General features: G+C 63.3%; 27 protein-coding genes. 14 read left to right on the top strand and 13 right to left on the bottom strand.

Annotation, left to right across the window (positions count from 1 at the left end; genetic code table 11):
* Window positions 1-36: 36 nt before the first annotated feature.
* The 3 genes from EPO61_06320 to EPO61_06310 are packed head-to-tail and all read right to left on the bottom strand — an operon-like array spanning window position 37 to window position 1,307.
* Window positions 37-429 carry a phage holin family protein gene (locus tag EPO61_06320; protein TAJ09668.1) on the bottom strand — a complete coding sequence of 131 codons (393 nt, stop codon included), beginning with the start codon at window positions 427-429 and terminating at the stop codon, window positions 37-39.
* A complete protein-coding gene (locus tag EPO61_06315) occupies window positions 429-749 on the bottom strand; it encodes a hypothetical protein (protein TAJ09667.1) in 321 nt (106 codons plus the stop codon). The genes EPO61_06320 and EPO61_06315 overlap by 1 nt, the downstream gene beginning before the upstream one ends.
* 21 nt (window positions 750-770) lie before the next feature.
* Window positions 771-1,307 (bottom strand): c-type cytochrome, encoded by a 537-nt coding sequence (locus tag EPO61_06310; GenBank protein ID TAJ09693.1) that lies wholly within the window; start codon window positions 1,305-1,307, stop codon window positions 771-773.
* Between the two features lie 323 nt (window positions 1,308-1,630).
* Between EPO61_06310 and EPO61_06305 the strand changes: the two genes are divergently transcribed.
* Entirely contained in the window at window positions 1,631-2,806 is a 1,176-nt protein-coding gene (locus EPO61_06305; GenBank protein TAJ09666.1) for a hypothetical protein, read from the top strand.
* Window positions 2,807-2,832: 26 nt separating this feature from the next.
* Here EPO61_06305 and EPO61_06300 read toward each other — a convergent pair whose 3' ends face one another.
* The 7 genes from EPO61_06300 to EPO61_06270 are packed head-to-tail and all read right to left on the bottom strand — an operon-like array spanning window position 2,833 to window position 12,242.
* On the bottom strand, window positions 2,833-3,828 hold the full coding sequence (locus tag EPO61_06300) for a methyltransferase domain-containing protein (protein TAJ09665.1): 996 nt from the start codon (window positions 3,826-3,828) through the stop codon (window positions 2,833-2,835).
* A gap of 9 nt (window positions 3,829-3,837) precedes the next feature.
* The gene (locus tag EPO61_06295) at window positions 3,838-4,665 is read right to left on the bottom strand and encodes a hypothetical protein (protein TAJ09664.1); all 828 of its coding nucleotides are present in this window, start codon (window positions 4,663-4,665) and stop codon (window positions 3,838-3,840) included.
* 20 nt (window positions 4,666-4,685) lie between these two features.
* Window positions 4,686-5,561 (bottom strand): carotenoid biosynthesis protein, encoded by an 876-nt coding sequence (locus tag EPO61_06290; GenBank protein TAJ09663.1) that lies wholly within the window; start codon window positions 5,559-5,561, stop codon window positions 4,686-4,688.
* A 19-nt stretch (window positions 5,562-5,580) separates the two neighbouring features.
* Window positions 5,581-5,922: a P-II family nitrogen regulator gene (locus EPO61_06285; protein ID TAJ09662.1), complete on the bottom strand. Its 342-nt coding sequence runs from the start codon at window positions 5,920-5,922 to the stop codon at window positions 5,581-5,583.
* Between the two features lie 31 nt (window positions 5,923-5,953).
* Window positions 5,954-9,250: a DUF2309 domain-containing protein gene (locus tag EPO61_06280; protein ID TAJ09661.1), complete on the bottom strand. Its 3,297-nt coding sequence runs from the start codon at window positions 9,248-9,250 to the stop codon at window positions 5,954-5,956.
* On the bottom strand, window positions 9,238-10,545 hold the full coding sequence (locus EPO61_06275; GenBank protein ID TAJ09660.1) for a hypothetical protein: 1,308 nt from the start codon (window positions 10,543-10,545) through the stop codon (window positions 9,238-9,240). The genes EPO61_06280 and EPO61_06275 overlap by 13 nt, the downstream gene beginning before the upstream one ends.
* On the bottom strand, window positions 10,542-12,242 hold the full coding sequence (locus tag EPO61_06270; protein TAJ09659.1) for an NADH-quinone oxidoreductase subunit L: 1,701 nt from the start codon (window positions 12,240-12,242) through the stop codon (window positions 10,542-10,544). Before EPO61_06270 ends, EPO61_06275 begins: the two co-directional genes overlap by 4 nt.
* Window positions 12,243-12,520: 278 nt before the next feature.
* On the opposite strand from EPO61_06270, the gene EPO61_06265 reads away from it, so the two are divergent.
* Window positions 12,521-12,916 (top strand): DUF2294 domain-containing protein, encoded by a 396-nt coding sequence (locus EPO61_06265; GenBank protein ID TAJ09658.1) that lies wholly within the window; start codon window positions 12,521-12,523, stop codon window positions 12,914-12,916.
* Between the two features lie 15 nt (window positions 12,917-12,931).
* Here the strand turns inward: EPO61_06265 and EPO61_06260 are convergent, their stop codons facing one another.
* On the bottom strand, window positions 12,932-13,918 hold the full coding sequence (locus EPO61_06260; protein ID TAJ09657.1) for an NAD-dependent epimerase/dehydratase family protein: 987 nt from the start codon (window positions 13,916-13,918) through the stop codon (window positions 12,932-12,934).
* Window positions 13,919-14,007: 89 nt separating this feature from the next.
* Window positions 14,008-14,898 (bottom strand): polyprenyl synthetase family protein, encoded by an 891-nt coding sequence (locus EPO61_06255; GenBank protein ID TAJ09656.1) that lies wholly within the window; start codon window positions 14,896-14,898, stop codon window positions 14,008-14,010.
* A gap of 228 nt (window positions 14,899-15,126) precedes the next feature.
* On the opposite strand from EPO61_06255, the gene EPO61_06250 reads away from it, so the two are divergent.
* From EPO61_06250 to EPO61_06205, 10 genes are all read left to right on the top strand, one after another.
* The gene (locus EPO61_06250) at window positions 15,127-15,420 is read left to right on the top strand and encodes a hypothetical protein (GenBank protein TAJ09655.1); all 294 of its coding nucleotides are present in this window, start codon (window positions 15,127-15,129) and stop codon (window positions 15,418-15,420) included.
* Window positions 15,417-15,782 carry a hypothetical protein gene (locus tag EPO61_06245; GenBank protein ID TAJ09654.1) on the top strand — a complete coding sequence of 122 codons (366 nt, stop codon included), beginning with the start codon at window positions 15,417-15,419 and terminating at the stop codon, window positions 15,780-15,782. The genes EPO61_06250 and EPO61_06245 overlap by 4 nt, the downstream gene beginning before the upstream one ends.
* 93 nt (window positions 15,783-15,875) lie before the next feature.
* Entirely contained in the window at window positions 15,876-16,241 is a 366-nt protein-coding gene (locus tag EPO61_06240; protein ID TAJ09653.1) for a hypothetical protein, read from the top strand.
* 97 nt (window positions 16,242-16,338) lie between these two features.
* Entirely contained in the window at window positions 16,339-16,959 is a 621-nt protein-coding gene (locus tag EPO61_06235) for a hypothetical protein (protein TAJ09652.1), read from the top strand.
* A 58-nt stretch (window positions 16,960-17,017) separates the two neighbouring features.
* Window positions 17,018-17,416: a hypothetical protein gene (locus EPO61_06230; GenBank protein TAJ09651.1), complete on the top strand. Its 399-nt coding sequence runs from the start codon at window positions 17,018-17,020 to the stop codon at window positions 17,414-17,416.
* Between the two features lie 43 nt (window positions 17,417-17,459).
* Window positions 17,460-18,122: a hypothetical protein gene (locus EPO61_06225; GenBank protein TAJ09650.1), complete on the top strand. Its 663-nt coding sequence runs from the start codon at window positions 17,460-17,462 to the stop codon at window positions 18,120-18,122.
* A 113-nt stretch (window positions 18,123-18,235) separates the two neighbouring features.
* Window positions 18,236-19,297 carry a hypothetical protein gene (locus tag EPO61_06220; protein ID TAJ09649.1) on the top strand — a complete coding sequence of 354 codons (1,062 nt, stop codon included), beginning with the start codon at window positions 18,236-18,238 and terminating at the stop codon, window positions 19,295-19,297.
* Window positions 19,298-19,309: 12 nt separating this feature from the next.
* Complete coding sequence (locus EPO61_06215; protein ID TAJ09648.1) at window positions 19,310-20,407, top strand: DUF2914 domain-containing protein; 1,098 nt, start codon at window positions 19,310-19,312, stop codon at window positions 20,405-20,407.
* Window positions 20,408-20,506: 99 nt separating this feature from the next.
* The gene (locus EPO61_06210) at window positions 20,507-21,523 is read left to right on the top strand and encodes a tetratricopeptide repeat protein (protein TAJ09647.1); all 1,017 of its coding nucleotides are present in this window, start codon (window positions 20,507-20,509) and stop codon (window positions 21,521-21,523) included.
* A 26-nt stretch (window positions 21,524-21,549) separates the two neighbouring features.
* On the top strand, window positions 21,550-22,080 hold the full coding sequence (locus tag EPO61_06205) for a hypothetical protein (protein TAJ09646.1): 531 nt from the start codon (window positions 21,550-21,552) through the stop codon (window positions 22,078-22,080).
* Between the two features lie 324 nt (window positions 22,081-22,404).
* On the opposite strand, the gene EPO61_06200 is transcribed toward EPO61_06205, so the two are convergent.
* Window positions 22,405-22,611: a hypothetical protein gene (locus EPO61_06200; protein ID TAJ09645.1), complete on the bottom strand. Its 207-nt coding sequence runs from the start codon at window positions 22,609-22,611 to the stop codon at window positions 22,405-22,407.
* Between the two features lie 162 nt (window positions 22,612-22,773).
* Here EPO61_06200 and EPO61_06195 point away from each other — a divergent pair, with 162 nt between their 5' ends.
* Both EPO61_06195 and EPO61_06190 read left to right on the top strand, forming a co-directional pair.
* The gene (locus tag EPO61_06195) at window positions 22,774-23,196 is read left to right on the top strand and encodes an S-adenosylmethionine decarboxylase (protein TAJ09644.1); all 423 of its coding nucleotides are present in this window, start codon (window positions 22,774-22,776) and stop codon (window positions 23,194-23,196) included.
* Window positions 23,197-23,244: 48 nt separating this feature from the next.
* On the top strand, window positions 23,245-23,577 hold the full coding sequence (locus EPO61_06190; protein TAJ09643.1) for an SCP2 sterol-binding domain-containing protein: 333 nt from the start codon (window positions 23,245-23,247) through the stop codon (window positions 23,575-23,577).
* Window positions 23,578-23,682: the final 105 nt, after the last annotated feature.

The following is a 23,682-nucleotide window of genomic DNA, read 5'->3' as shown; positions in this document are numbered from 1 at the left end:
CCCTTGGGCAGGGAAGAGATGGCCGGCACGGACACGTCAATTGACGATCCGGGGCGGCTTGCGGTGAATGACCATCTCGACCTGTCCCTGCTCGGACACCCAGAGGGTCAGGATCGTGCTAGTCACGCTGATGATCAGCGCACCCCACACCGAGGGCCAGAACCCCTCGACGACGAAGCCTTTGACCAGAAAGGCCACCAGGTGGAGGAGGAGCGCATTGATGACGACCATGAACAGGCCGAGGGAGAGGATGATGAAGGGGAGCGTGAACAGGTAGAGGACGGGGCGGACGATGGCATTCAGAAACGCCAGCAGGATCACGGCGGCCACCCCGGCGGAGACCGTCTCGACCGTGATGCCCGGCACGATCTGGCTGGCCAGGAATACGGCGATGCCGGTCACCGTGAACCGGATGAGCAGCCCGCGCATCAGTGGGCTCCCGGTTTCGGAGGCACGGAGGAGAAGCGCAGTTCGCTGGCCGTCATTCCGGTTGCGTCCTTGGTCACTTCCGCCACGACGCGATGCCCGACCTTGAGGGCGTCGCGGCTGCTGGCCTCCTTGGTGGTGCGGTAGCTGGTCTTGGCCGTTGTCTTGATCGTCACGGTCTTGGCATCGGTCGTTTGGACGACGACATGGTCGGCCGCGATTTCCGTCACGGTTCCCATGATGTGGGCGCTGCCTTCATGCGCCCAAGAGACGGGGGAGAACAAGACCAGGAAGAAAAGAATGCCGAACAATCGTCGCATCATGGTCTCCTTCGCGAACAACGGTCAATGATGATGGGCCGGCGCGGGCGGGGCAACGTCTTCGCCGCCGAGGAACCGCTCGAAGGCGGCCTCTTCCTCCCGTTCCCGCTCGGTTTTCGGATTATAGCGCTTCATCTCCTCCAGTTCCTCCGCCGTGATCGTGGGGAGACGGCGGAGGAAGTGCACGAGCTTCCAACTGTCCTGGTCCTCTTCCGGCTTGCCCTTGCCCCAGGCCGGCATGCCGGTGAAGCGGATGCCGTTATGGATGACGAAAAACAACTCTCCGTCCGACAGAGACTGGGTATCGGCTAAACGCAGATCCGGGGCTTTGGGATACACGTTCTTGCCGATCGGGGTGTTGCCGCTCCCGTCGTTGGCGTGGCAGGTGGCGCAATGGTCGGCGAAGTGCTGCCGCGCTTCTTTCAGGATGGCGGGTGAGGCGGGAATCGGATTGGGTTCGTTCCGCTGCGACAGGGGAATGGCCAGGTGCCGCGCCTGCCGCGCCATCAGGATCTCCAGCGTCCCCGGCTCCTCCTTGGCGCTGAAGCCGGTGCTGAACATCCGATAGCCGACCCAGCCGCCGGCGCCGGCGGCCGCGACGATCACGAGGGCCAGGAGGCCGAGCCAGATTTTGGTATGTGTAGTCAGGACGCACCTGCTCCTGCGACAAACGACGGGGTCAGTATACAGACTTCACTGGTCCCTCGCCAAGGCTTAGCGGCAAGAGGGGCGACACCCGTCATGTCCAAGCCCGCGATCAGTCGAACCGGTTCCGCCCTGAAGCGTTCCAGTTGACTTCCCTGTGGAGTTTCGATACTGGTGCTATCAGGCCGATCGTCACCTGTGCGACTGTTCACGCCGGCTACCTGTTGGGAGGAACGGTGATGTCCCGTTTCGATCGAGCACTGGAGATGTTGCAAGCCTCATTGAAGGTCATGTTTCACTCCGTCGGTCTTACGGGGCTGGAAGAGATCGAGCCGATTGTTCAAACCATCATCGGCAGCGAACTCACGCCGGCTTTGTGGGCCCAACTGGGGCTGCTCTGTTCCGGCTATTCCAAGGTCAAGCTTCGCGGCGGCACGTTGGCGGACTCGGCCGTCTGGGAGATTGCCAAGTTTGTTTCACGGACCCGCCGCCGGCCGGACCAGACATGGCCGCCCCTCCTTGACCACCGCCGTGTGCACATCGGGACGTTGCTCCATCTGTGGCGCCGCGTGGCCAACGAGACGGAGGAGTGCCTGAACAGTCGGGGAATCCGGACGATCCTGGACGTCGGGCCCTGGGGCGGATTCAATTTCGTAGTGGGCTCCGATGGATACACGCGGATGCCCTTCGCCAGGTTGACCTTGGCTGTCGGCAGCCTGTCCGCCGTGTCGCTGCATGAGCAGGGCGGCCCTTTCTTCGAAGAGTTCATGCCCCGCTACACCCGGCTCCTGGCGTCCGAGGGGCTGTCTCTTCCCGACGAGTGGCAGTACAGGAACCCGAGGCGTGACGGCGCCGGTCGCCTGGTCGAACTCTCTCGCGTGTATTATTTCCCGGATCATACCTACGATCGCCGCACGTTTGTGAAGGTCCGCTTTTCCAAAGAATTCGAGACGTATGAAGAGGTGCTCGTGCGGGATTTGCTGGAGGGGCTGGCCCGGCTCTACCACACCACGGATTGGGATGCCTATAAGGCGGACACGCCGGACGTGGACGTGCGGTTCGACATCCAGGACTTCATCTCCTTAAACCACGTGCTGGAGGGGCTGTACAGCCGCACTGAGAGCGAGGAGGCGCTGCTGCAGGAGATCAAGGAGGGGTTTCGCGGGGCCATTCGCCAACGGCGGGTGCTCTATGATTTCCTGGACCGCGTCATTGCCTCCAAGTGGGTTGAGAACCTCTCCTGGGCGATCGCGCAGGTGGTGCTGGGCGTCAAGCGGTACGAGCGGCCCTTCAGTTTCAGCCGGGAAATCATCACGACCCCGCTTCCGGCTCGGCTCATGATCCCCGTGTATCGGCATCTGGCGGCCTACCACGATATGATCGCCGCGCGGCGCCCTTCCGGTTTCTCCGCCTAGCGCCTGTCGAACCCTTCCAGACCGGTTCAGCTTGGGTCTTTGCGTTGGGTCTTGGTGGCCTCCAGGAGGCCGACGCCGGTGGTAATCCGTCGTCGGCGGAAACGGCCGAACCCCAGCGCGCGCAACCATCCTTCGACTTCCGCCCACCCATAGGATCGCCCGCTGGCGGTGAACTTGTACATGACCAATGAAAACACGGCTGCCTCGGTTGGGCCGGTCAGGGTCTTGTCGAGGAAGAACTCCACGATGAACAGCTTGCCGTCCGGGCGCAGCGCGGCATGGATGCGTCCCAGCAGGGCCTGGTTCTCCCGCTCGTTGAAATCGTGCAGAATGTTGGCTGCGAGGGCCGCGTCGTACCCGTTTCCGAAGTCGGCGGAGAAGACGTCTCCGCGCCGCAGGGTCAGGCGGCGCTGGAGGTCGTGTCGGCGGATCAAGGCCTTTGCCGTGGCCACGTGCTGGTCGACGATCATGCCGGTCAGTCCGGGATACCGCCGGGCCAGCGCGACGGCATAGGACCCAGGCCCTCCGGCGACGTCCAAAAACCGCGTGGCGCCTCGCGGGATGCGCATGGCTGCGATCGTCGGCGGCGCGAGGATGTGGCTGCGCTCGTGCATGGCCAGGGCGAACCGGCGGCGGAACGAGGATCTGGCCGTCAGTGCCGCCCAGCCTCGCCTCCCGCTCCTGATCGTGGCCGCCATGTCCGTCCAGTCCGACCAGTGGTGGTTCAGGAGCCAGAGCAGGTTGGTGATGGCCGTGGGGCTGTTCCCGTCCAGATAGTGCCGGCCCAGAACGGTATTGCCGTACCGGCGGCATCGGAGCCGGAGCAGGTCCATTCCGACCAAGGCGTTGAGGAGCAAGCGCAGGCCTTCTCGGTCGGCCTTGCATCGAATGGCCAGGTCCTCGACTGTTCGCCACTCTGCTCCGATGGCGGTGAAGAGCCCCAATTCGTTGGCAACCAACAATGCCTTGGACCCGGCATAGTCATTGGCCAGCGCCATCAATTGGGCGTAGGTCTTCAGCATGGTGTCAGGTCAACGCACGTCCATGTCCAGCAGCATGCCGTACGCAAAGTGCGGGGCTCGCGTGACCGGGTCGGAGAGAAAGCAGATCAAGCCATATCGGCCCGGCTGGAGATCGACCGAAAAGAACGCTTCCTGTCCTGGGGCAAGGCCGGTCAAGCCTCCGATGTGGCGGCCGGCTTGATTGTCCGGTTTGCCGGGGACGAACGAATCGACGAAGTCTTGGGTCGTCGCTCCCGGTGCCAGTTGAACGAAGACGATCTCGTGCGCCTGGCGGCCGCTGTTGCGCATCCGAACCGTCTGTGTCCCGACGCGCAGCGACGTGTCGCTCGAAAAGGAAAAATCCCGCGCCGTGATCGTGACGTCCGCGTCGGGCGGCTGCGTTGCCGGTTGCACGGAGGCGGTCACCTGCAAGGAACGCATCATGCCATGCAGGACATGAGGGCGTCCGCGGACATCGGGGATTCCGCAGATCACGACATAGTCTCCCGGTTCCAGCAGGATGATGGCCCTAGCCTCCTGTCCTGGCGCCACGCTGTTCACGCCGCCCGCCCGTTGAATCCAGGACGGGAGCTGCGACCAGTCGGCTTCGATGGCCGAGCGGAAATCCTCGGCGGTCTTGTTCGGAGGCAACTTCAAAAACAAAACCTGATGGATGTCCCGCCCCTGATTGGCCAGCCGAACGGAGCGCCATCCCTGGTCGATCCGGTCCGGTCCCGTGAAGGCGAACTCCTGTGCCGTGAATGTGATATCGGCCACCATGGCGGCCCCGCTCCATCCGGGCAGCAGGATGAGGCCCCAGGCCCATGCCAGCATCGCCGTGCAGAGCGCACTCGACATAGGCGCCAAGGTGCGAAGGATCATGGGTCGCTTTGCACGCCGGAACTCTGGGTTGGGACGTGGCTCGGAGGGGAGAGGCGGCCCAGGAGACGCAAGACCAACAGCGCGGTGAGGGGAAGGAAAATCAGCAGGCCGGTCATGCCCAACTGGTATTCGCCGATCCAAAAGGTGACGCCCAGGTTGAAGGCCAGGACCCCGTAGTAGAGGCCGACGCCCAGAAGCACGTTGCCCGTCATGACCGTGGCGTCCCCGTCCCGATGTCCGCGCGCCGGCGACAGTTGACGATCGAGAAAGAAATAGGCCGACAGGGCGAGCAGCCCCACCACGGCCCAGCCGACGAAGTTGGCGATGGGGACTCCGTAATACACCCCCGGCTCCGGGTAATAATAAATCTGGCCCAGGAACCACCGTTCCCCGCGTAGGGCAACCGGATCGATGATGATGTCGATGAAGGTGAAGAAGAGCACGGTGAGCTTGAGCACCGGCCAGGAGGTGCGGATGCGGCTGCTGAACAAGAGGGCCGGCCAAGTCTTCCGCTGAAGCAGGTTGACTGGTTCGGCTTCATGATTGCCGCGGGCGGGCAGCAAGTAGAACAGGGCCAGGCAGTAACTGGCATAGAGGAGAAAGGAAAACGAGAGAGAATCGAAGAACGGCACGCCGAAGATGAACAGTTCCTGGTCGGTCGTCGAGTTGGTGTAAAAGTACCAGCCGAAGGGGATGCCGGTGCGGATGGAGGAGGCTTCGCAGAGGAAGGCCGTGGCCCAGGTCACCACCCAAAAGAGCAGCATGCGCCGCCAGCCCAGGAGCCGCTGAGCGCAGAACAAAAACGCGGCCATGAACACGAAGACATAGGGGCGGAGTAGGAGGGTGCCTAGCAGCAGGCCTGGAAGGTCCACAAGGTCTCCGTGGAGCGGGTCAAGAGCCGCCTGCCGGTTTGCCGAAATACTCCCGGCGGCTCACGGCGACGTCGCTGACGAACATCACGCCGGAGTGGCGGTCGAACAGCGGACGCAGCCCGGCCAGGATCGGCTCGACCTTTTCTTCCGGCACGACGGCCATAATCATCACGAGACTCTCCTGCTCGCTGAACATGAAGTGGGCCTCGCGCACGCCATGATGGCCCTTGCCCGAGACGTTGCCGATGATCGTGTACCCGCTCGCCCGGATCTTGTCCAGCACGTCCGTCACATACGCCCGGTTTTCACCCGAAACGATCACCCGGATTTCCTTCATCGGGTGCAGCGTCAATCCGTCCATGCGTGAACTCCCTTGCTCGGCGTCGGCGCCATTATACACAAGTCGGTGCGATTTGGCTCCAGGCGCCGGACGGCAGGTAGCGGTACCACAGGCCGTCCGCCGGGTCCAATGCCGCCAGATGCACCCACTCGTTGTGATAGAAATGCTGCAGGACCTCGTGTCGCGCGATCAGTTTTTCAATGCGCCCGCGCGGCGCCTCGACGATCGTCAGCAAACGCATGGGCTCATGGTATGGCATGTCGCCGTTCATCACGGTCTGCCAGGCCAATCCCAGGCGGAGATCGCTCCAGGGGCCGGACATGATGCCGATGCGCCCCACCACGTTATGATAAATCTTGCTGCCCCCGCCGTACACGTCGTTGTCCACGGCCGAAAAATAATGCTCCATGTTGATCCACTGGGCGACGACTTGCGGTGCGGTCATCAGCACTTCGAGCAGGCGCTCGGTCGGGTCTTCCCGATAGTCGTAGGAATGGAGAAAGACCCGCCCCTCCAGATCGAGCCCTGCGGTGAGCTCGCGCCGGCCGATGATGAAGGAGGTGTTGCCGGACAAGCCCCACTCGGGCCTCACCTGGCTCCAGTCGACGCTGCGTTCGCGCGCCAGGGCCGAGGCCCGGTCCGGCGGCAAGCCGGCGGCGATGTCCGGAAGACGCGCGCAGCGCTCCTGGCTGGTCAGCCGCGCGGCCTGGCGCAGGTCCTCACGCAGCCGAGCGACGTCCGCGCGATGAGTTGGAGGCAGATCTTCCAGATCGAAGAGCTCCACTGCTTCCGTCGTTGTGTCCACTTGCCCGGCCAGGAAGTGGGTATCGGCCGGAATGGCGAGCCCGTTCTTGGCCAGCCGTTCCCTGACCTGAGGCTTGTTGGCCATGGCAGCGAGCACGCGGGCGTTGGGCTTCCCCTCGTTGCCCCCGCAGGCTCCGCAGTCCAGGGCGGACTCAAACGGGTTGTTCTCCGTGGTGCTCCCGTGCGCGCAGAACAACACGAGGCGCGCGAAGTTTCGGGTCAACCCCATCATGCGCAGCGCCGTGTCGACCGTGGCGACCTGTTCCTCCGGCGTGAAGCCCATCCTGGTAATGCGCTCCCGCTGCCGTGACGCCGAACGCCGATCGATGGCGTAGTAGCGCCGCAGGGCTTCCACAAACGCAGTCAGCTGCTCCGTCGTCAGGCCCGCCGGCCGAATCGCCTCGACAAGGGACGGCTCCGACGATCCCTCTCCGTTCAAGGCCCGTTTCCGCAAGGCCTCAACGAATTCCGGCGTGATCCGCGATTCGTGCAGCCCCAGCCGGTCCTGCAAGGCTTTGCGGATCGTCGCGCCCTGCTCGGACGTCAGCATGGCCTCGGCTTCTGCCGGCGACAGCTTGTCGATGGGGACGCAGGTGGCCAGAGACGGCACCAAACGGCGCCTCAGCCAGGCGGTCCCGCGCCGATACAGGGCCGGCAGCGCCGTCTTGCCGATGATGGGGAGGCCGTAAAACCATCCCAGCGACTCCACCATGACATAGGGGGTGACCACGTTTTCCTTCAGATCGTGCAAGAGCGTGTGGCCCGCACGGACCAGTTTGCTTCTGGCCTCATGTTGGGACACCACGTGATCGAGCGCGCCGCGGGGCAGTTCGCGCACTTCATGTTTGGCTCGCATGATGACCGGGAACTGTTCGGTGTCGTGCTCCCTGCCCCAGGCCCGGTACCGAATAAAGACGGCGAAGAAACCGGCAAATCCGTAGGTCTCGTTTGCGCCGGTCGATTCCAGGTGGCGCCGGAACGGTTCCGATCGCACGTCGATGCAATAGACCGACTGGGAGGCAGGCCGGACTATTGCAGGGGCTCGCGTCGCCCCCTCCTCCGGCTTAGCCGGAGGAGCCTCTCCCTCACGCGCGCTGTGCGCGCTGGATTGTCCAGACAAGACGTTTGCCGAACGCCCATTGCGTGTGAGCTTTCCGAACAGCTGTTCGTGATAACCGGCTTCGAAGGCCCTGAGCCAGACCGGGCCATGGTCCGATTCCGGGAAGGCCTCCATCCAACCCACGAGGGCCGCGAGATCCTCCGGCGAGCTGTCCATGAGCGCGGCCGGTGGCATCTCCAGCACTTGCGCCAGCGCGAGCAGGCGCCTGGCTTCGGCGCGCTGCCTGGCCCGGTCATTGCGGGGTCCGAACTCCGTCTGATACAGCTCGGTCAAACGTTCCCAGCCATCGATTTGCTTCCGGGCAAGCCGATCGACCTGCTCGGCGTAGACGGCCGGCAACCGTCCGGCCAGCCGCTCTCTTCTCCAATAGTAGGCATGGGATTGGTCCTGCATGTAGGCGAAGACCGAGTGATAATTGCCCGCAATTCCCAACTCTTCACGGCAGGCTTGCTGAACCAACTCCCGCACGTACCACAGGCGGATGGCCATAAATTTCACCAGCCCGGCCGGATAAGCTTGCTGCCATTCATAGTTGGGCTGATCGCCCCGCCACTTGATGAACCCGGCCCAGCCGGGCAAGGCCGCGAACTGGAGCGACAGGTAGTCCTGTCGGAATGCCTGGGGGATTCCCAGAATCTCGAGACTGTCGAGCACCGCGTCCTCCGGTTCCTCCGGCAGGCCCGCGATTTTGAGCCGGCTGTCTGCAATGCCGCAGGGCGACCATTCATGCCGGGCCAGGGATTTCCACGCTCCATACAATCCCTGTTCCCGACCGGGCATGGGCCACGTGGCATGGCCTTCGTCCAAAAACGCTTCACACCACTTGATGAGTTCGCCGTTGATCTGCTCGACGATGTGCGTGCCCAGGATGCGATCGCACCAGTGCGAGAGCGTGACCTGCCGCCCCAGCGACGCCTGGTCCTCCCGCGCCGCCGTCGCGATGCGTTCATGCACCGTCGGAGCCTTCAGCCACGAGCCCAGCCGGTCCGCCAGCGTCTCGACCGGCCGCAGGTCCGATCCCTGATCCGGCAACGCATCGAGCGGCTCGACCGTAAGCGCGCCGAGGCCGTGCGTAAGGCAGGCGCGCAGGACGTCCCCGTGCGTCACGCGCCGCGCCCCCAGCGTGACGTGCTGCTCGTGCGCCAAGGGCTTCAGGGCGGCATTGAGATGTGCGAGACGAATCCGGCCGGCACGGACATAGGCTCGATACGTGTCGCCGGGCAGATACCCGCTGCCTCCCAGAATCTGCCGGCTGCGCTTCACCGTGTCGTCGAACGGGAGATATTCGAGACTGTGCAGGGGATTGTGGTGCACGAAGGTCCGCATCGGCCAATACCGGGCGATGATCTCGCTGGAGAGGCGGATGATCCCGCGGATCTCCATCCGCTGCGTATCGCGGTGCGGCGCGGCCGTTACCGGTTCCATGAGAGTGACTCCATCGCCGTTCGAAGCTGCGGCGTCGAGGTGCCGGGCTGGAAGAAGCGGGCCGGCGTGAGTCCCAGGGCGATCAACAACAGCAGGCACAGGACCAGCGACGCGAACTCGGATCGGCGGAGATCCGTGTACCGCAGATCCGACCGTTGGCGGCCGAAGAGCAGGCCCTGCACCATGTCGAGGATGTACCAGGAGGCCGTGAGCCAGGCGCCGAAGACGATGAGCCAGGCGCCGGAACGAGGCAGAGACGGGGCGAGCAGCAGGCTCAGGAAGCCGGAGAAGAGACCGAACGGCGGCAATCCCATGGCGGCCAGCGCCAGCAGCGAAACCAGCACGGCGAAGCGCGGCATGCGATAGACCAGCCCGGTGACCGCGCGCCGGTCTACTTCGCCGTACCGGGCCTGAATCGCATGCCAGGCCAGCAGGAGCCCGCCGGTGGCCAGCCCGACGGAACAGAGGTAGACGCCGGCCTGCGGCGGAGCCGTCCGCGTGGCCGCCACATACCACCAGAGGATGGAGAAGAACGACAGACCGGCATAGGCCAGGAGCAACCGTACCCGCGATTGCGTCAGGGCCTTCATCGAGCCGTAGAGCATGCCCGCCAATGCCGGCAGGACCAGCGCCTCGACAAGAGGCTCCGGCAGGCTCGGCATCAAGTCCAGCAGGCGATGGAACCCAAGACTGGGCAACAGCAGGGCCAGAAACGCCGGAAGGTTGCCCGGCAACCCCCTGAAGGCGGCGACATAACTTCCATGCAAGGGAGGCAGCGGCAACAGGATCGCGCAGGCCATGAGGAGCGCACCAGCAGATACAGAAGGGGGCGCGATCAGCGAGAGGAGGAGGCCGATCACGCCGAGACCGCAGGTGCCGATGCCCCACCAAGGCACGGATCCCGACATGGCGCGGTGTCGATACAGCAGCGCCGCGACCAGACCGAGCAGGAGAAGCAGGAAGATCGATCCCAGATGATCGTGGCTGATGCGCACGCCGAGTCCCAGTCCCAGCAGCGCCAACGTCATCAGCCAGGCCTGGCGGTTGTCCGGATGAGTCGGTTGCCCGAGCAGTGTCAGGAATGCGGCCATCGGAAGCAGGGCGAGCGGCAGCATGCCCTCGGCGGGAGCCGTCAGTCGTCCCGCCATGCCGAGCAGCAGGAGCCCGCTGGCGATGGCGACGAGGAGCGCCCACTGTTTCAGCCGCCGGGGGTTCGACCAGACAGCCAGTCCCAGCGCTGCGCCCGCCAAGGGAATCACGACGAGGGCGAACTGAAGCGCCGGCCCAGCCATCACCAGGGCCTCCCCATTGCGCTCACGTCTAGGCGATGGGCGATCCGCATCACGATTTGCCCGAGTTTCCGGTGCAGTTCGTCCAGATACAGGCGGTTCATGAACAGCACGTACAGGCGGACTCGAAGCGTGCCAGCCCAGGCGGGCATCCACATCGTGCGCCCGTGGGCTTGGGCATAGAGATAGCCCCAACTCAACATGGTCAGCAGCGTGGTTCCGATCACGATCCCATCGAAGAACCCGCGGGGGAGCGCCGCGGCCCGGAAGTAGGAGGACACGTCCTGTGGGTTGGGATAGAGAAACGCCGTGAACGCCTCGGCCGCAAACAGATAGGTGAAGACCACGAAGAGCAGCGTCACCAGCATGGCCACGGACACTTTCCACGAAGCCACGGCCCGCAGACGGGTGAGCGTCAGGATGGCCTGCGAGGACGTGACCCAGATGAAAAACATGAAGATCACGGTCCCCTGCGCGTCCCGCAAGGGAATGGCCAGCACGCCGTGCGTGACCAGGAGAATGACGAGCGGCATCAGCAACGACGTGAGAAAGCCGGTCAGCCACGTGAGACGAGACAGCTCATGCTCTTCGACGGCATGGTGCATATGGGGGAAGGTCGGTTCCTGGCGGGCCTTGTGAATCACGTTGCCGCAGTTCAGGAAGACCGTGGCCTTAAAGAGCCCGTGCGCGATCAGGTGGAAGACCGCGAGGGAGAAGGCGCCCAAGCCGCACTCCATGATCATGTAGCCCATCTGCCCGATCGTGGAGAATCCGAGGGTTTTCTTGATGTCGTTCTGCACCAGCATCATCGACGCGCCGAGAATGGCTGTGAGTGTCCCGACGACGAAGGCCACGTGCAGGGTCGTCGGGCTCAGGCCATAGAGCGGGGCCAGCCGGTTCATCAGAAACCCGCCGGCATTGATGATCCCCGCATGGAGCAGGGCGTGGACCGGCGTGGGTGCATAGAGGGAGCGGGGCAGCCAGATATGGAGGGGAAACTGCGCCGACTTGCTCATGGCCCCGATGAAAAGGAGCAGCGTCACGGCGGTGGTTCCGCCGATTTCCACCCCCGGCAGCGGGGAGAGCGTCACGGGTGTCGCCGCCGCCCGGACAAACAGCTCCTGGAACTCGATCGTGCCGTACAGTTGATGGGCCAGCACGATGCCCGCGAGAAAGGCCACGTCGCCGACGCGCAAGAGCGTGAAGGTTCTGAACGCCCCCTCGAGCGTGGCCGCGTGTGAATGGTTGTGGGCCAGGAGATAGAGTAGATAGCTCAGCAGTTGCCAGAATACAAACAGCATCACCAGGTTGGCGCTGGAGACCATGCAGAGCAAGACGAAGGTCGTACAGGCGATGAGCGCGAGGTACCGGATATAGAAGCGGTCTTGATACATGTAGCCCGTGGAGTACCGGTAGATGATGGCGCCGACCAGTGAAATCAGGACCATCATGACCGCGCTGAGCCGGTCGATGTAGAAGCCGAGCGGCAAGGCGAGAGAGGCGGCGGGCCCCAGGTCATAGAAGCGAAGGCTGACCGGTCCACCGGAGGACACGAGCGCCAACGTCACGACGGCCCCCACGAATGCCGCCAGGAGGGGCAGCACGCCGAGCTTGGCCCGCCGATCGCGAGACTCGGAGCCGCCGATCAGAAGCACGAACGCCGCCACCAGCGGCAGTAGCGGGACGAGCATCACAGGGGCCATGGGCACCTACGCATCAGGACAGAAAAAAAGCCAGCCGGCGCCCTGGCAGAACCCAGGGGCGTCCGGCTGGCTTGTACTGTGGCCGACCTCCTGCGAGAACATGAGGAAGCCGGCTACCCTACTGCCGCAATCGCTGCAATCTATCGAGCATGGGTCCGCTTGTCTGGCGTGACAGGACAGCGGCCCCATCGTTTGCAATTCTTCGAGTAGGTGTCTTACCATAGCGCGCCGGAACGCACAACCTGTTATTGGACTCAAGCCGGATAGGGCTTTCGGGTATGCCCCATAGTCAATCAGGGTCTGCGAAAAGCGGACAAACGAAAGGCGAAGCGGAAAGCGCCATTCGCAACGCTGTCATCAAGTTCGAGCAGGAATTCATGGGGCGGGGGCCCGAGGATGTCCGGGCCTTTATCATCAAAGATATCGTGCTGGTTCGTCTGAAGGGGGTGCTGACGCCGGCCGAACGGCAGCTCGCCAAGACGGCCGAAGGAATCGAGATGGTGCGACGTCTACGACAGAATCTGATTGCGCAAGGACGGGAGAAACTCAGTCAGCAGGTGGACGAGATTACCAGGGCCAAAACGGTCGGCCTGTTTACCGACATCGATACCCAGATCGGCGAGCGCATCATCGTCTTTACCCTGGACCGCGACATCGAATCCATGTTCTCATAGCCCCGTCGCATTTGCCTACGCATAGCCCTGGGCGCGGAACCAGCGTACGGCCTTTCCCAGCGCCACTTCCACCGGAATCTGCGGTTGGCCCAACTCCCTCGCCGCCTTGCCGCAATCGTAATGCATCCGGTACTTGGCCATCTTGACCCCCTCCAGTGGGATGCGGGGCGGCCGGTGGGTGATGTGGTCGGCCAGCCACTGGTTGGCGTAGGCCAGCGGCAGGATGGCCAGCCGGGGCAGCTTGATCCTCGGCGCCGGGACGCCGGTCAGCCGGCTGAGAATCTCGAAGATCTCCTTCAACATCAGATTCTTGTTTCCCAGGATGTACCGTTCGCCGATGCGGCCCCGCTCCATGGCATGGACATGGCCGGCCGCCACGTCCTCCACGTCGATCAGGTTCATGCCGGTCTCGATATAGGCCGGCATGCGGCCTTTCATAAAATCCACGATCATCTGGCCGGTAGGAGTCGGCTTGATGTCCCGCTCGCCCACCGGGGCCGAGGGGTTCACGATGACTACCGGCAGCCCTTCCCGCGCCATCTTCAGCACTTCCTGTTCGGCCAGGTACTTGGATCGTTTATAGTCCCCCGCCATCTGGGCCAGTGACACAGGGGTCTCTTCCGTGCCGAGGCCGCCGCCCTCGGGCAGCCCGATCGCGCCGATCGTGCTGGTATAGACGATGCGCGCCGTGCCGGCGGCGCGCGCCGCCTCCAGCAGCGTACGGGTGCCGGTCACGTTGATGTCGTAAAAGATGCGGGGATCTTGCGCCCAGAGGGCATAGTGGGCGGCGACGTGGTAGAGCTGCTGGCAGCCGGTCAGGGCGCGGCGGAGCGAAGCCGGGTCCCGCAAATCCCCCAGGGCCCGTTCGAGGTTCAGCCCGTCAAGGTTGCGCAGGTCGCTCTCGGGCCGGACGAGGACCCGCACGTCCACTCCGGCTGCGGCGGCCGCGCGGGCGACGGCCGCGCCGACGAAACCTGTCGCGCCGGTGACGAGAGCTTTCATAGGCAAGAGCGTATGGCGAATGGCCGATGGCGTATGGCAGGAGGCCGGACTATCAGGCTATTAGCCATAAGCTATCAGCTATAGGCTCTTCAATTTTTGCGCGCCGTGATGTATTTGGCCAGTTCCCGGAGCGGGTCGGCGCTCGGTCCGAATCCGTCGAGATGCGCGATTGCGCGGTCCCGAACCTGGTCCGCCAGAGCCTTGGCCCCGTCGACTCCATAGAACGTCGGGTAGGTTTTCTTGCCGCGCTGGGCGTCGGTATTGGCGTTCTTGCCGAGTTCTTCGCGCGTGCCGGTCACGTTCAAGACGTCGTCCGCGATCTGAAACGCCAGCCCGATGTCTTCGGCATAGCCGGTCAGCCGGCCCAACTGCTCGGGCGTTGCGTCGGCGACGATCGCGCCCATCCGAACCGCGGCGCGAATGAGCATGCCGGTCTTGTGTTTGTGGATGTTCTGTAGCGTGACGAGGTCGATGTCCTTGTTCTCGGCCTGGATGTCCAATACCTGCCCGCCGACCATGCCCAAGTTGCCGGAGCCGACGGCGAGTTCGTAAATAAGCTGGACCTGACGGGCCGGGGCCAGCCCGTCCACCAGGTCGCGCCGGCTGCAGAGCTCGAACGCGAGCGTCAGCAGCGCGTCCCCGGCCAGGATCGCCATGGCCTCGCCGTAGACCTTGTGGTTGGTGAGCTTGCCCCGCCGGTAGTCGTCGTTGTCCATGGCGGGCAGGTCGTCGTGGATCAGGGAGTAGGTATGGATCAATTCGAGCGACGAAGCGATGGGAAGGGTGGCCGGCGACAAGGGTCCGATGGCCTCCGCCGCCGCGATCGCCAGAATCGGCCGGACCCGCTTGCCGCCTGCAAAGAGGCTGTACCGGATGCTCTCGTGGAGTGTTGTCGGCTGGGTCTTGACATCGGGGATGACCGACTCCAGAAAACGATCCACCGCCTCGCGCTTCTGCTCCAAGTATTCGCGAATGTTCATGAGGGGGAAGGGCTCCTGGCTGACGGCCAAAAACTCACGGCTAGGCTTTTACGAGGCGAGAGAGTAACAAATGGTTTCGCGGGGTGTCAAACCGGGTGAAAATGATGAACGAGGAATGATGAACGATGAACGGCAGAGGCGCGAATTCGGATACGCATCATTCTGCGGGCATCGTTCTGCATTCGGCGCGCTTGTAATTGCGCCGATAGCTTCGCTATACTGCCGCCCATGAGTATTCGCAAAGCCGGTGGCACGTGGGAGCCGATGCTGCTGGGGATCGAACCCCGGAATTGCTCGGTCTGCCACAAGGGCCTTTATCGGGACATGACCTTCTTCCGGGGCGGCTGGTCGCGTTGCGCGGTCTGCGACCAGTTCGTGCACTACAGTTGTCTGGCCAGCGGAAAAGTGTCCTTTCTCAAGCAGCGTCCGCGCATCTGCAAAGCCTGCCGCGGAGCCCAGGCTCCCGCTTCGGGGGCTGCGTCCTCCGTGGGGGGGCCTTCCACCCAAGCGGTTGGGACATGAGTCGTCCGGCCGACGACCGTTCCGCTGTCCCCCTGACGAACAGCCTGCAGAGTGTCCCCTGGCAGACGTGGTTTGCCGAAGGGGTCCGGTTCGTGGTTGCGCCGCTGATCCTCTTCCTGAGCGGATTTTTCACCGCCGATTTTCTCCTGAGCGGGGCCTATACCTGGCCGCGCACGAGCCGGGCTCTGGCTCTGACGCTGACCGTTGCGATTCTGTCATACGAGTTCGTCTACAAAGAACAGAAGACCAAGCAGACGGACCAGGGGGCAATGCCTCCGCTGAAGACGGTCCTGTATTCTTGTCTCCTGCCCTATGGGATCGGGGTCCTCGCGCTGCTGGCCCTTGCCCGGCTTGCTTCCTGATCCCTTCGATTCGATGCGCCGGGCGATCGGCGCGGGCTTGTCTATCGGAACCCGGAACCACCGGAACCAGGCAAGGGAGCCACGGGGCGTAGGATGGCCCTTTTCTATACAAGCGGCGCCTTTATCCAACAGTGCTTTGCCGCCCATCGGCTGTGCCTGAACGTCAAGAAAGTCGGCCTTCCGGACAAGATCCTTCTCAGCTGCAGTTCCTGCAACTTGCTCCATCGGCTTACGCTGCGATCGCTTACCGCCCGCCGTGCCCAGGTCGAGGGCCGGCTTGGCGAGGAATCGGTCGAGCGGGATGCATCCGTCAGTTTCGGCGATTGTTTCGCCTCGCATCCGGCGGCCCTGGCGATGAGCGAGATGGACGTGGTGCAAGATCGTGTCGGGCTGCGGTGCGCGGACTGCCGCCTGGCCTATGATATGGACGTCGCCCTCTTCGAAACCCATCAACGCTGACGCGACCATGCAGAGTGCGGAATGACGAATGATGAATGGCGGAAGAGGCGGCTGTCCTCTTTCATCCATCATTCAGCGTTGTGCATGCATCGTTCACATGGATGAGCCGGCCCTCTTCACGCCCGATGAACTCCGCCTCGTGGCGGATCGGCAGTTTTTCCCGGCCAAGGCCCGCGTCATGGCCAAGGTGCGGGCGACCTTGGACGCCGTCCACGTCGGGCTCACGGCCGATCTGGCCGGGGTCGCGCTGGTGACGCCGCAGACGTTCGATCCCGCCAAGTTCCAGTTGATGAAGGGCGAACACCTCGAAGAATTTCCCTACCAGTACCTGGATTTTCCCAAGCACTTTGCCGGCGATGAAACGTTCACGTTTCGGTCGTTGTTCTGGTGGGGCCACGCGTTCGTCTTCGCGCTGATCCTCGAAGGGCCGCACCTTCTGCAGTACAAGCGAAACCTCATCAACCGGTACCATGAAGTCGCCGCGAAGGAGCTGCAACTCAGCCTGGCCCCGACGCCCTGGGAATGGAAGAGCGGCGAAGGCTATACCCTGCCGCTGACCCATGATCGCAAGCCGGAAGTGGCCGCCGTCCTCTCCGGCCGGCGCTTCTTCAAGCTGGCGCGCTATGTCTCTGTGGACGATCCGGCAGTCCGTGACGGGCGCGTGCCGGCGATCGGCCGTGAGACCTGGCGCAGCCTGCTTCCGGTCATCACCCCATAACCAAGTCGCGCCGTGTCCTCTGGTGGACTGAGCCTCGGCCATCGGCTACACTCACGGCATGTCATTTGAAATGGGCGCAGGCTTGTGGCTGCTGTTGGCCTTGGCTGTCGGAATCCTGGCGACCAGGGAATTCGGCCGCTCCGGCTTCCGCTGGTTCCTGCTGGCGCTCATTTTCACGCCGTTGGTCGGCTTGCTGTTGTTTCTCTTGCCGCCGCGCCGGCGCCCCTGTCCGTTTTGCGCGGAGCCGATTCAGCCGACCGCGGTCCTCTGCCGCTTCTGCGGGCGAGCGGTGCCCGTCGCCGAGTCGGCCGGGCTGCCGAGGAATACCAGGCGGGCGATAGTGCTGCTCATCGTGCTGGTCATGCTGGCGGCGCTCTCCCAATGTCACAAGCGGTTTCAATGGTGGCGGGGCGGCGAGCAGATCGAAGTCCAATGGCCGGGACTCGGCCTGGTATAAAAAGGGGGCGAATATGGGGCCTGTAGCTTGGAGGGGAACGCCGATGCGGCACCGTATGTGGGGATTGAGCCTGTGGCTGTTGGGGGCGATGGGGTTGGTGAACATGACCGGCTGTGCCGGCAAGGGGGAGACGGTCTGGCTGGATTTACAGCCGGGACTACGGGCTGCGGCGTCGCAGAAAGACAGTCCGGAGCTGGTGCTGGTCGAGGCCTTCGAAGACCTGCGGCCGGAAAAGGGCAAGACCGGCCTGCGGACTCATCTCTGGGGAGGGGTGACCTATTTCGACGTGCCCGGCGGCCTGCCCGGTGCGTCGGTGGCCCGCCTGGTCGGGGAGTATCTGGCGAAGACCGGCCGGCAGGTCACGATCAATGTCGTGAACCAACCGGATCGTCCCGGCACGCCTGCTGTGACGCAGGGAGGGGCGGACGTGATCGTCACCGGGCAGGTGGAAGAGTTGTCCGTCCATGCCAAGAGCCGATTCGGCTCCACCGAGATTTCCGCCAAGTTTCACGTCCTGATCCTGGCGAAAAACAAGGCCGACGGGAGTACGGTCAGGCGCGTCTTAGAGGGGTCCCGGTCTCGGACCGTCTTCTGGTTCGAGCCGGAGGACGTGCAGGAGTTGGTCAACGCCATGCTGACGGACAGTTTAAACCGGCTGCTGGAGAATATCTCTGTGGAGGGGAAGTCATGGCGGCTTAAATCCTGACGAAGCGTGAAGAAAGAGGGCTTCTCTACCAAGCACGAGATACGAACGACGAGAGACGAGGAGCATGTTCCGTCCAGTCGTGACCACTGTGCCGAACATCCCGGGAGATTGCGATGCGTGAGCGGCGCTGGGAGTCGCCCGCCCAACTGAGCTTCGGCGAGGTGCTGGCGTTGGGAGAGCGGCTGGCCGCGCTGGGGCTGACCCCGTCGCCACCGGCCAAGGACGTGATCTGTTACGTCGAGGAATGGACCGTCGCCGCGCCGGACGAGTTGGATCAGCTGGACCCCTGGGCGACGGAAGACGTGACGCTGGTGCATATCCGCGAGGACTGGCAGGGAGACTTTTTCCTGTTGGCCGGCGCCTACCATACGGTCTACCAGCGGTACCAGGAACTCGGGACCTATTGCTCGGTCAGCCACCCGTTCCGGCTCGCCGGCCCCTTGCGCCTGCACCATCCGCGGGCGATGTTCTGGCTGGGGTTTCGCCATGCCCATGCCTTCATCCGCGTGCGGGTGCACACGACGGACGTGGTCCCGCCGGGCGAGACGCGGGCGGATGCCCGGCGCGATCTGTGGCTGGAAGAGCGGCAACGGATCTTCGAGGATGCGATCGCCTTGCTGGATCTGCCGGTGGATGTGGCGGTCGAACAACGGTCGGTGGCCCTCCGCTCGCGCGACCAGGCGGTGCCGTTTCTCTGTTCCTGGCCGGACGCCTTCGGCCCCGGCCAGTTCGAGTACAACACGTCCGACGCCTTCGAGTTTCTGGTCCCGGCCAGCCGGCTGGCCGCGACCTGGAACGGGGCGCCGGCGACGGTCCGCACCTACCTGACGGGATTTTCGGAAGAGGCGCTCCGCGAATTTCAAACCGTTGAGGGGGGCGCGCGGTATGCGTACCGGTGCTCGGCCCACTGCCAACTGGACGAACTGCCGGAGATTCTGCAGGCGATTGCCCCGGAGGGGCGCTTGTACGCCACCCTCTGCGAATTTCAGACGCAAATCTTGCAGCCCGGCGGTGAGGATGCCTCGGCTATTGTCGGCGTGGTCGGGATGGAGGGAGGGTTCCAGATCGAGGTCCGCTTGAATCGGGCGCCTCTGCCGGAAGAAGCCATGGCCGGGTGGCTGGAATCGCTGACTGGCCTTCCGATGACCTATGCGCCGTTGCCTCCATTCCCCTGATCGGCTTTCAACATGGTGATCGCCAGGATTCGCTCTCTCATCAGCCATCCCTTCATGCCGGCGGCGTTCTTCTTTTCCGGCGTGACCTTCGACAGCGTCACCCTGACCCAGATCGACAGTCTCCTGGACGATCTGATCTTGCTCGGCTACCTCGCGCTGGTCGGTCTGTTGATCGTGCTCACGTTCCGGGCGGAGCGGATCGCGGCTCAGCGGGTTGAGGCAGGCGCCGGGGGTGCGGGGCTTGCGGGGCGCCTCCGTCCCTACTACCCCATGGCGATCCATTTCTTCCTGGGGAGTCTCTTCAGCGCACAATCCATCTTCTATCTCAAGAGCGCTTCCTGGAGCACCACGGCTCTCTTTCTGGTCGTCCTGGTCGCGCTGCTGCTGGCCAACGAGTTTCTGCTCGAGCGGCTGTACAGTCTGCGCTTGCTGGCCTGCCTCTATGCGCTGGTCTGTTTCAGCTTCATCACGTTCTTTCTGCCCGTCGTCACGGGCCTGATGAATACGGCCGTCTTTCTGATCGGAGCCGGGCTGAGCGCGGGCATCGCCGTCGGATTGGTGCATCTGGTCCATCGAGGGACCGACGACTGGTCGCACCGGGATGTCTGGTGGCATGGGACGCCGGCGGTGCTGGGGGTGAGCGCCCTTGTGGGGTTCTACTTCCTCAACTGGATTCCTCCGGTGCCCCTCTCCATGAAACGGGGCGGTATTTATCATCAGGTGGCCAGGGAGGACGGGATCTATCGGCTGACGTTCGAGCAGGGGGGCTGGTACCAGGCGTGGAAACGCTCAGACGATCTATTCCACGGCGAAGGGCCCGCCTACTGCTTCACGGCTATCTATGCGCCCGTGCGTCTGCACGGCACAATCTACCACCGCTGGCAGCATCGGCAAGCCAATGGAGACTTCGCCCAAACCGACCGGATCGGCATGACGATCTCAGGGGGGCGGGAGGGAGGCTACCGGGGTTACACGGTGAAACAAAAGCTGGCGCCGGGCGATTGGCGCGTGGACGTGGAGACGGCGGACGACCGCATCATCGGCCGCATTGCCTTCCAGGTGGAGCCGCAGGCGGAGGCACTGTTGGCATTGGAGAGCGTCACGGACTGATGCGATCGTGTTCGATGAATCGAACGGGCCGGTTGCTGGACATTTTACGCGATGGGCGATAGGCTAGCCGCAAGTATTGACCGCTGAAGAGCCATCACGATGTCTCATTACCGGCAAAACCTGTTCCTCCTCCTGTCGGCCCCAGCCGGCCTCCTTGCCTTGCTTGCCGCTTCCCCCGCCGACGCGGAACTGCGCACGATCACGGCGACCGGCGAATACCGAATGGGCGACAACGACACCCGCACCGACGCCAAGCGGCTGGCCTTGATGGATGCCAAACGTCTCGCGCTGGAGCAGGCGGGGATCTATCTGGAAAGCGTGAGTGAGGTCAAGAATCTGCAGGTCACCCGCGATGAGATCCGCACCTATGCGGCGGGCATCGTGGAGGTGAAGGAACAGGCCGCGAGCAGCAAGATGGAGGGGGAAACCACGGTCGTGCGCGTGGACGTGACCGTGCAGATCGATACGGCCGTGGTGGCCCGGCAGATCGACGCGTTGCGTAAGAACGAGCATGCCAAGGAGGAACTGCAGCAGGCCCGCGCCGAAGCCGAGCGGTTGAAGCAGGAAGTCGAGGCCAAGGGCAGGGAACTCGCGGCCCTCAAATCCAAAGCCGGAGCGGAGCCCCTCCTGAAAGAGCGGGAGCAGGCCTTTGCAAAACTCGATGCGCAGGACCTCGTCGTCCGGGCCTGGCGGCCGATCGGCGCGCGAGGCGGGTTTGTGGAGGGGGAACCGTTACCCGCGCAGGATCGGGCGAGCATGAAAGCCATACTCCTGCAGGCCATCACCCTGGACCCGGCCAATGCCAGGGCCCATCTGACCCTGGGGCATCTCCTGCAGGAGGAGGGCAACTTCAAAGGGGCCGCGCGCGAATTCCGCGAGGCGCTCCGGCTCAACCCGGACCTCGCCAGGGCCCACGCGGGTCTCGGCCGGGCCTTGCTTGCCGACGGCCGCCGCGACGACGCAGCAAGAGAATTCCGGATGTTCCTCAGGGTCGTCAAACCGACGCCGGCGAACCAGCGCCTGATCGAAAGAGTACAGCACAAGCTACAGGAACTGGACGGGCCCCAGAACCGCCCCGCCGGCCAGCGCCGCAAACTCCGCGACTTCGACCGGTAAACACACTCAAGTTAAATTGTCGGTGAATGATGCCCGGGACTCTTGATAACTGGACCCATTATGTTGATGCAGCCAAGCGCCAATGCTTGATTGCTGAGTATCGCGTGAAGTCCCTTGAAGAAAAGTTAGGATCGCCTGACCCGGACCAAAATACACCACTGATCCAAGTCCAAGCGCATTTCGAGGGCGTGATTGTCTCGGTAATGGCTGCTGTTGACAAGGTTGCGCAGGCAGCCAATTCTGCCTTTGGCCTCCACCTGAGCCAGAGCGAACTCGTGAACGGAGCTATGACCGAACTCGGCAAGCGGGTTCCAGAAATGAAGGACTGGTTCGAGAAGCCAATCGGCCTCGACCTTCGGCGGATTCGAGTGCGAATCATCCACTATTCCTATGTGAAAACACCTCAGCAGTCCGAGCATCAATGGCAGGTTGAAGGTGCGGACACTGATTACACCGGATCACGAGAAATACTTTCCTATTCCCGAGTAGCTGTGGCCTACGGAACGGCTTTGAGTGAACTCATCCCTGCGATCGAACCTATCTTGACGAAAGGATAGCGACGTCGAGATAAGGTGCCCCCGCGAACGTGGACGAAAACCTAATATCCTCGTTAACCAGACACTGCTGAGTTTAATCATGCCTGCTTGAACTGACTACGGGTGACAGGTCTACAAGCGACTTGTTACCCGTTCTCTCTTCTCTTTAGCGGCTGGAACGGATGGCGCTGAGGCAGGCGGTATGGCGGGGAATACCGGTGTGGGATGCGGAGAGAGTGCCGCGAGTGGACTCTTATAGTCCTATGAACGAGAGGCCAACAGTATGACGCTGAAGGGCCTGTGATATGGCCGCATCATGCCGCCGCTGAACGCACGTGCCGTCCATCAGCCGCTCTTCTTTTCCCGCTTCGACGTGTGCTGGAAGATGCACTTGGGGCAGGTATAGTGGATGTACAGGCCGCCGCCGACCAGGCGCTTCGTCATCGGCACTTTGCACCAGGCGCAGGTTCGGTCCGGGATGGCGGCCGACGCCGTATCCGGCGTCGTGGCCTGCGTCGCCTGACGGGGGGGAGGTGAGGACGGAGTCGTCATGGGCGTCATTGTGTCGGAGCGGTTTGGCGTCTGTCAATAAAGTATAAAAAGTTGCCGCCGTCCCTAGACAGCAGGCGAAATCCTGTTATATAGTGCGCCGTCAATCGGCTGGGAATAACCCGCCCGACCCCCCACACTTTAGCCGAAAGGTGAGCCCCAACAATGAACGTTGCAGCCGTCGACGCCACCATCTTACCGTCCGCCGTCGAAACCGCCCAGGACCTGGTCGGGGAAGGCAAGGCCTGGGGCCTGTGCACCTCCGTGGACCTGCAGGATTGCAACCCCGAGACGATCCGCGACCGGGACCAAATCGAAGCCTATGTGATCGCCCTGTGCAAGGTTATCGGGATGAAGCGCTTCGGAGCATGCCAGGTCGTCAATTTCGGGGAGGGTCGGGTGGCGGGCTACTCAATGGTTCAGCTCATCGAGACCTCGCTGATCAGCGGGCACTTCGCCAACGACACCAACCGCGCCTACCTGGACATCTTCAGCTGCAAGGGGTACGACCCGAACGTGGTCGAGGCCTTCTCGCGGGACTTCTTCGGGGCCAAGTCCAGCACCGCGTCGGTCACCGTTCGGTACTGACGAAGACACAGGGGTCAGGCCCGGCCTCGCTGGGCCTGGCTCTACTGCATGCCGCCGCGCACCACCAAAGAGTTCTTCGACACCTTGCCGCAACGTCTTGATGCGGACGCGGCGGAGGGCGTCGCCGCGGTTTACCAGTTCGACCTCAGCGGTCCTCAGGGCGGACAGTATATTCTCTCCATCAAGGACAGCGTGTGTCAGGTGCAGGAGGGAGTGCATCCAGGCCCCGATGTGACGCTGGCTCTGTCGGGGGAGGACTGCGTGGGAATCCTGGCCGGGCGGCTGGACGGAATGCAAGTGGCCATGACCGGCCGTCTTCAAATCAGCGGCGATCTCACGCTGGCCATTCAGCTCAAGTCGCTCTTCCCCTCTGTTCGCTAGCCGAAGACCGTTAAGCGTCCCTCGTGAAGCGTGAAGAAAGACGGCTTCCCTGCGAATAATGCTTCGTGAGATACGAGATACGTTTTTTGAGCGACGAGATACGCT

The sequence above is a fragment of the Nitrospirota bacterium genome, assembly GCA_004296885.1.
Taxonomy (GTDB): Bacteria; Nitrospirota; Nitrospiria; order Nitrospirales; family Nitrospiraceae; genus SYGV01.
This window is presented reverse-complemented; position numbering and strand designations above follow the sequence as displayed.

Coding starts and splice junctions, on each gene's coding strand:
- EPO61_06320 (TAJ09668.1), bottom strand. CDS start 429: ATGCGCGGGCTGCTCATCCGGTTCACGGTGACCGGCATCGCCGTATTC.
- EPO61_06315 (TAJ09667.1), bottom strand. CDS start 749: ATGATGCGACGATTGTTCGGCATTCTTTTCTTCCTGGTCTTGTTCTCC.
- EPO61_06310 (TAJ09693.1), bottom strand. CDS start 1,307: ATGTTCAGCACCGGCTTCAGCGCCAAGGAGGAGCCGGGGACGCTGGAG.
- EPO61_06305 (TAJ09666.1), top strand. CDS start 1,631: ATGTCCCGTTTCGATCGAGCACTGGAGATGTTGCAAGCCTCATTGAAG.
- EPO61_06300 (TAJ09665.1), bottom strand. CDS start 3,828: ATGCTGAAGACCTACGCCCAATTGATGGCGCTGGCCAATGACTATGCC.
- EPO61_06295 (TAJ09664.1), bottom strand. CDS start 4,665: ATGTCGAGTGCGCTCTGCACGGCGATGCTGGCATGGGCCTGGGGCCTC.
- EPO61_06285 (TAJ09662.1), bottom strand. CDS start 5,922: ATGGACGGATTGACGCTGCACCCGATGAAGGAAATCCGGGTGATCGTT.
- EPO61_06280 (TAJ09661.1), bottom strand. CDS start 9,250: ATGGAACCGGTAACGGCCGCGCCGCACCGCGATACGCAGCGGATGGAG.
- EPO61_06270 (TAJ09659.1), bottom strand. CDS start 12,242: ATGGCCCCTGTGATGCTCGTCCCGCTACTGCCGCTGGTGGCGGCGTTC.
- EPO61_06265 (TAJ09658.1), top strand. CDS start 12,521: ATGCCCCATAGTCAATCAGGGTCTGCGAAAAGCGGACAAACGAAAGGC.
- EPO61_06260 (TAJ09657.1), bottom strand. CDS start 13,918: ATGAAAGCTCTCGTCACCGGCGCGACAGGTTTCGTCGGCGCGGCCGTC.
- EPO61_06255 (TAJ09656.1), bottom strand. CDS start 14,898: ATGAACATTCGCGAATACTTGGAGCAGAAGCGCGAGGCGGTGGATCGT.
- EPO61_06250 (TAJ09655.1), top strand. CDS start 15,127: ATGAGTATTCGCAAAGCCGGTGGCACGTGGGAGCCGATGCTGCTGGGG.
- EPO61_06245 (TAJ09654.1), top strand. CDS start 15,417: ATGAGTCGTCCGGCCGACGACCGTTCCGCTGTCCCCCTGACGAACAGC.
- EPO61_06240 (TAJ09653.1), top strand. CDS start 15,876: ATGGCCCTTTTCTATACAAGCGGCGCCTTTATCCAACAGTGCTTTGCC.
- EPO61_06235 (TAJ09652.1), top strand. CDS start 16,339: ATGGATGAGCCGGCCCTCTTCACGCCCGATGAACTCCGCCTCGTGGCG.
- EPO61_06230 (TAJ09651.1), top strand. CDS start 17,018: ATGTCATTTGAAATGGGCGCAGGCTTGTGGCTGCTGTTGGCCTTGGCT.
- EPO61_06225 (TAJ09650.1), top strand. CDS start 17,460: ATGCGGCACCGTATGTGGGGATTGAGCCTGTGGCTGTTGGGGGCGATG.
- EPO61_06220 (TAJ09649.1), top strand. CDS start 18,236: ATGCGTGAGCGGCGCTGGGAGTCGCCCGCCCAACTGAGCTTCGGCGAG.
- EPO61_06215 (TAJ09648.1), top strand. CDS start 19,310: ATGGTGATCGCCAGGATTCGCTCTCTCATCAGCCATCCCTTCATGCCG.
- EPO61_06210 (TAJ09647.1), top strand. CDS start 20,507: ATGTCTCATTACCGGCAAAACCTGTTCCTCCTCCTGTCGGCCCCAGCC.
- EPO61_06205 (TAJ09646.1), top strand. CDS start 21,550: ATGATGCCCGGGACTCTTGATAACTGGACCCATTATGTTGATGCAGCC.
- EPO61_06200 (TAJ09645.1), bottom strand. CDS start 22,611: ATGACGACTCCGTCCTCACCTCCCCCCCGTCAGGCGACGCAGGCCACG.
- EPO61_06195 (TAJ09644.1), top strand. CDS start 22,774: ATGAACGTTGCAGCCGTCGACGCCACCATCTTACCGTCCGCCGTCGAA.
- EPO61_06190 (TAJ09643.1), top strand. CDS start 23,245: ATGCCGCCGCGCACCACCAAAGAGTTCTTCGACACCTTGCCGCAACGT.